The sequence below is a fragment of the Streptococcus mitis genome (genome assembly GCF_946188695.1).
Lineage (GTDB): Bacteria > Bacillota > Bacilli > Lactobacillales > Streptococcaceae > Streptococcus > Streptococcus mitis_DF.
In genome coordinates, this window is record NZ_CAMHWI010000036.1 from 1 (window position 1) to 5,296 (window position 5,296).

5 protein-coding genes and 1 pseudogene are annotated in these 5,296 nt (G+C 38.0%); 5 read left to right on the forward strand and 1 reads right to left on the reverse strand.

All coding sequences use genetic code 11. The features are described from left to right. Positions 1–568: 568 nt before the first annotated feature. The 4 genes from N8L33_RS09820 (at position 569) to rpsI (ending at position 3,731) form a co-directional block, all read left to right on the forward strand. Entirely contained in the window at positions 569–1,462 is an 894-nt protein-coding gene (locus tag N8L33_RS09820; RefSeq protein ID WP_000895282.1) for an ABC transporter ATP-binding protein, read from the forward strand. After that, on the forward strand, positions 1,459–2,658 hold the full coding sequence (locus N8L33_RS09825; RefSeq protein WP_261059741.1) for an ABC transporter permease: 1,200 nt from the start codon (positions 1,459–1,461) through the stop codon (positions 2,656–2,658). The genes N8L33_RS09820 and N8L33_RS09825 overlap by 4 nt, the downstream gene beginning before the upstream one ends. A gap of 215 nt (positions 2,659–2,873) precedes the next feature. Beyond that, positions 2,874–3,320, forward strand: a complete 447-nt coding sequence (gene rplM, locus N8L33_RS09830; RefSeq protein WP_001044624.1) for a 50S ribosomal protein L13 — start codon at positions 2,874–2,876, stop codon at positions 3,318–3,320. Between the two features lie 18 nt (positions 3,321–3,338). Next, the gene (gene rpsI / locus N8L33_RS09835) at positions 3,339–3,731 is read left to right on the forward strand and encodes a 30S ribosomal protein S9 (RefSeq protein ID WP_000075973.1); all 393 of its coding nucleotides are present in this window, start codon (positions 3,339–3,341) and stop codon (positions 3,729–3,731) included. A gap of 259 nt (positions 3,732–3,990) precedes the next feature. On the opposite strand, the pseudogene N8L33_RS09840 reads toward rpsI, so the two are convergent. Further along, positions 3,991–4,887, reverse strand: a pseudogene (locus N8L33_RS09840) (site-specific integrase); the annotation flags it as partial. Between N8L33_RS09840 and N8L33_RS09845 the strand changes: the two are divergent. Continuing rightward, a complete protein-coding gene (locus N8L33_RS09845) occupies positions 4,876–5,061 on the forward strand; it encodes a hypothetical protein (protein ID WP_004239148.1) in 186 nt (61 codons plus the stop codon). The pseudogene N8L33_RS09840 and the gene N8L33_RS09845 sit on opposite strands and share 12 nt — an antisense overlap. Positions 5,062–5,296: the final 235 nt, after the last annotated feature.

A 5,296-nucleotide genomic window follows, 5' to 3' on the forward strand; every position in this document is an offset into this window, starting at 1 on the left:
ATATGGGACTTTTTTTCTACACAAAATAGGCTCCATAATATCCATAGGGGGTTACCCACTACAAATATTATAGAGCCTCTAAATCCTAAATTTCATGGAATTTCATGAGGTAACGAGAGGTTTAGGCCAACTTGATTTTAAAAAATTTTTAGGTTTAGGAATGACTATTCATATAGAGATAGGTAATTCTTCAAAGATGGTAGTCATATAGAGGACGATAGTTGTTAAGTAATGTTTTAATTGATAATAGTTGCTATTTGATGATGTTTTATGTCAAAGTAAATAGATAAGATTTTTATTTTTGACAAATGAGAACATATGATGTAATGATTTTTAGGGGAAAGCTATTTGGAATAAAGGAGTTGCTCAAATAACCATTCAGGATCAAAAATAGACAGTTGAGGAGCGGAGGTGATAAATCGGAAATTACTACTGTATAATGGATTTATCACTAAAAGTGCTCCAGGCCGTATTTTAAACAGCAATAGTCTTATAAAAATGTACGGAAGTCATTGTAAAGGCTCTCAAAAAGGAGTATAATGAGTGCAAGACATTTCGGAGGTGAAAGATGCTAGAAGTAAGAAGTCTAGAGAAAAGTTTTGGACCCAAGCAAGTTTTGTTTGGTATTGACTTTCAAGCACGACCAGGTCGTATTTTGGGACTAGTCGGGAAAAATGGTGCTGGGAAAACAACGATTTTCCACAGTATTTTGAAGTTTTTAGAATATCAGGGAGAAATCAGTCTGGATGGGCAGGATATTCGTCAGGAGACCTATGCTCGGATTGGCTATTTGCCTGAAGAACGCAGTCTCATGCCTAAATTGACCGTCCTTGAACAAGTTCGTTACTTGGCGACTCTAAAAGGTATGGATGCCAAGGAGGTCAAGGAAAAACTCCCTCAATGGATGAAGAGGTTGGAAGTCAAAGGAAAGCTGACAGATAAAATCAAGAGTCTGTCAAAAGGAAATCAGCAGAAGATTCAGCTCATTATTACTCTGATTCATGAACCAGATTTGATTATCTTGGATGAGCCTTTCAGTGGTTTGGACCCAGTCAATACAGAATTGCTCAAGCAAGTCATTTTTCAGGAAAAAGAGCGCGGAGCAACCATTATCTTCTCTGATCATGTCATGACCAACGTCGAGGAACTTTGTGACGATATTTTGATGATTCGAGATGGCCGTGTGGTCTTACATGGGCCGGTACAGGATGTCCGTAATCAATACGGGAAAACGCGTCTCTTTGTTTCAAGTGAACGAAGTAAGGAAGAATTGGAAAACCTTCCTCATGTCAAACAGGTGAGCTTGACCAAACAAGGCAGTTGGAAATTGATCTTGGAGGATGAGAGTGCTGGTAGAGAACTCTTCCCAATCTTAACTCAAGGGCAATATATCGCAACCTTTGACCAACAAGCGCCAACAATCGATGAAATCTTCAAACTAGAATCAGGGGTGGAAGTATGAGAAATATGTGGGTTGTAATCAAGGAAACCTATCTTCGACATGTCAAATCGTGGAGTTTCTTCTTTATGGTGATTTCACCGTTCCTCTTTTTAGGAATCTCTGGAGGAATTGCTTATCTCCAAGGTTCTTCAATGGCTAAAAATGATAAAGTGGCAGTAGTGACAACAGTGCCATCTGTAGCAGAAGGACTGAAGAATGTAAATGGTGTTAATTTTGACTACAAAGACGAAGCAAGTGCCAAAGAAGCCATTAAAGATGAAAAATTAAAAGGCTATCTGACTATTGACCAAGAGGATAGTGTCTTGAAGGCAGTTTATCATGGCGAAACGTCGCTTGAAAATGGAATTAAATTTGCAGTTACAGGTACACTCAATGAACTGCAAAATCAGCTTAATCGTTCAACTGCTTCCTTGTCTCAAGAGCAGGAAAAACGCTTAGCGCAGACAATTCAATTCACAGAAAAGATTGATGAAGCCAAGGAAAATAAAAAGTTTATTCAAACAATGGCAGCAGGCGCCTTAGGATTCTTTCTTTATATGATTCTGATTACCTATGCGGGTGTAACAGCTCAGGAAGTTGCCAGTGAAAAAGGCACCAAAATTATGGAAGTCGTCTTTTCTAGCATAAGGGCTAGTCACTATTTCTATGCACGGATGATGGCTCTGTTTCTGGTGATTTTGACGCATATCGGGATTTATGTTGTAGGTGCTCTGGCTGCCATTCTGCTCTTTAAAGATTTGCCATTCTTGGCTCAGTCTGGTATTTTGGATCACTTGGGAGATGCATTCTCACTGAATACATTGTTCTTTATTTTGGTCAGTCTCTTTATGTATGTAGTCTTGGCAGCCTTTCTAGGTTCTATGGTTTCTCGTCCTGAGGATTCAGGAAAAGCCTTGTCGCCTTTGATGATTTTGATTATGGGTGGTTTTTTTGGAGTGACAGCTCTAGGTGCAGCTGGTGACAATCTCATCTTGAAGATTGGTTCTTATATTCCCTTTATTTCGACCTTCTTTATGCCATTTAGAACCATTAATGGCTATGCAGGGGGAGTAGAAGCATGGATTTCACTTGCTATTACAGTGATTTTTGCGGTGGTAGCAACCGGATTTATCGGACGCATGTATGCTAGTCTAGTCCTTCAAACGGATGATTTAGGAATCTGGAAAACATTTAAACGTGCCTTAGCTTATAAATAGAAGAGCCTCGCGGAAGCGAGGTTTTTTAGAGATAAAAAGAGTGGAATTCAGAAAAATATTTTTCATATCTATTGACTTTTAGGGGTGAAATTTGGTATTATAGTAGGCGGTATTGTTTACCCCATTTGAAAGGCCCCGGAACCTTCCAAATACTTTTCGATGGGAAGGAACACCCATCACCGTAAACAAAAATCGAACTATATATAGGAGAAATCATGAACAAAACAACATTTATGGCTAAACCAGGCCAAGTTGAACGTAAATGGTACGTAGTTGACGCAACTGATGTACCACTTGGACGTCTTTCTGCAGTAGTTGCTAGCGTACTTCGCGGAAAAAACAAACCAACATTTACACCACACACTGATACAGGTGACTTTGTGATTGTTATCAATGCTGAAAAAGTTAAATTGACTGGTAAAAAAGCAACTGATAAAATCTACTACACTCACTCAAACCACCCAGGTGGATTGAAACAAATCTCTGCAGGTGAACTTCGTTCTAAAAATGCAGTACGTTTGATCGAGAAATCAGTTAAAGGTATGCTTCCACACAATACTCTTGGACGCGCTCAAGGTATGAAGTTGAAAGTATTTGTTGGAGCTGAGCACACTCACGCTGCACAACAACCAGAAGTTCTTGATATTTCAGGACTTATCTAAGGAAAGGAACAATAAAGTATGTCACAAGCACAATATGCAGGTACTGGACGTCGTAAAAACGCTGTTGCACGCGTTCGCCTTGTTCCAGGAACTGGTAAAATCACTGTTAACAAAAAAGATGTTGAAGAGTACATCCCACACGCTGACCTTCGTCTTGTCATCAACCAACCATTTGCAGTTACTTCAACTGTAGGTTCATACGACGTTTTCGTTAACGTTGTAGGTGGTGGATACGCTGGTCAATCAGGAGCTATCCGTCACGGTATCGCTCGTGCCCTTCTTCAAGTAGACCCAGACTTCCGCGATTCATTGAAACGCGCAGGACTTCTTACACGTGACTCACGTAAAGTTGAACGTAAGAAACCAGGTCTTAAGAAAGCTCGTAAAGCATCACAATTTAGTAAACGTTAATTCGAGAGAATTACTATACTTACAAAGAGCACCTTTCGGGGTGTTCTTTTTGTACTTTCTTACTAAATTGGTGCAATTGACACAGTTGTTGCGATTTTAGTCGCTTGCAAATGTGGCTGCAATCTTAGAAGGTCAGTTGCCTCAAAACGTTAATCAATACGATACTATCAACGTTTCAAAGCACTCAAAAGTTTACCTTATGGGTGCTTTTTTCGTGTTTTTTTGAAAAGTTCACCTCAAAGTTTACCTTATTTTCACCTTATTGTTTTAGAGACTTTAAAGCAAATTCACCTACTGTCATAGGAACTACATTAGAAGTATTTACATAAATCTGTGTTGTTCCTGTGTCACTGTGTGTTAGAGCCTCAGAAATAGCTTCTAAGCTCATTCCTGCTTGTTTAGCAAGCGTTGCTCCTGTATGTCGCAGTTTATGAGGTGTAGCATGTGCCAGCTCTTTATGTCGCTTTCTAATGCTTTTCATTTTATTGTTTAGATAGTCAGCATGTAAAGGCTTGTTGATGTTTCCTCTTGTGTCGATATATGTAAAAACAAATTGTTCTGGATTACTGATGATGCCAAACTTTGCTAGTTCATATTTTTATTGCTCTTTCCAAGAGGTAAGAAGTTGAAGTAAATCATTAGAAATAGAGAAAATAGTTTTCTTATTTCCCTTTGTTGATTTTACTTCTCCATATCTATCTAAAGCTTGAATTAGCTGAATCTGTGATTTTGAAAAATCGATATGTTTCCATTGAAGAGCATAGGTTTCAGATTTTCTATCGCCTAAGAAAAAAGTAAGATAAAATAGGACATAATCTTTAAGGGTTATTTTATCATTCTCTAAATCTTCTTGAAATGCTGAGAACCATTCTTGGAGTTGTTCATGAGTTAGATATAAATCTTCCTCTCTCTTTGACTCTGCAAGTTGAATCTTTTTAGTAGCTTTTATTCGTCTTAATATTTTTGCGATTTTATTCGCTTCAATATATTCCAGTTCTTCTGCCCAGTCAAAAATAGAAATCACATAGCTACGTAAAGATTTAAAGTTCGCATATTCGTTAGCTTTTGATGTCATAAGGTTTAAAATAACCTGCTTGTTTTGATTTAGAAACTGTATTGTATAATTTCCAAGAAGTGGTAGTATATGTTTTTCAAAACTACGGACTATCTATTAGATGGAAAAAATGACGACATTGATTTATCAAATATCGAAGTATTGTTCCGTATGACTTCTGATGGATTGACAGAGGAAGAAAAGGTAATCTTTCGCGATGAGTTGATTGAATTCATGAAAGAGCATAAAAAACTTTTTGATGAGGACAAAAAATGAGACTTAAAGAACATAGACAACAGCGTAGAATGGTTCGTGCGGAACTGGCAAAAGAAATCTAAACGATTGTACGTAGTATCAGCCGTTGGGGAAATTGTGAGACTGATATGCTTTTGTGAACAGCTATTCAGTTGGCTAAGTTTTTTGAAGTAAGTTTGGATGGTAACTTCTAAAACTAACTTCCAGTTTCCCCCAACCTAGCCTTCAGTATGAGAAAAACGCGTGAAATCAGTAG